General features: G+C 63.0%; 1 protein-coding gene. It reads right to left on the reverse strand.

The annotated features are described in order from the left end of the window. Nucleotides 1-560, reverse strand: a 560-nt coding sequence (locus CFB41_RS37085) for a 3-hydroxybutyrate dehydrogenase (RefSeq protein WP_089460165.1), incomplete at both ends; no start/stop codon positions are given.

Here is a 560-nt window from a genome sequence, read left to right on the forward strand (position 1 = left end):
GACAGGAACAGCACCGTCTGCGCGACGTCCTGAACGGTCGTGAACACGCCGTCGACCGTATTGCCGAGCATCACCTTCTTCACCACTTCCTCTTCGCTGATCCCGAGCTCCTTCGCCTGCTCCGGAATCTGCTTGTCGACCAGCGGCGTGCGCACGAAGCCCGGACACACGACGTGCGAACGCACGTTGTGCTTCGCGCCTTCCTTCGCCAGCACGCGGGCCAGGCCGAGCAGGCCGTGCTTGGCCGTCACGTACGCCGACTTCAGCGGCGACGCTTCGTGCGAGTGCACCGAACCCATGTAGATCACGACACCGCCGCGATCGTCCTTGTACATGTGCTTCAGCGCGGCTTTGGTCGTCAGGAACGCGCCGTCGACGTGGATCGCCTGCATCTTCTTCCAGTCGGCGAACGAATAGTTCTCGATCGGGTTGACGATCTGGATGCCCGCGTTCGACACGAGGATGTCGACCGAGCCGAACGTTTCGGCCACCTTGTCGATCCCGCTGTTCACGGCTTCCTCGTTCGTCACGTCCATCGCGACGCCGATTGCCTTGCCGCC

Source organism: Burkholderia sp. AU33803, from assembly GCF_002223095.1.
GTDB lineage: Bacteria > Pseudomonadota > Gammaproteobacteria > Burkholderiales > Burkholderiaceae > Burkholderia.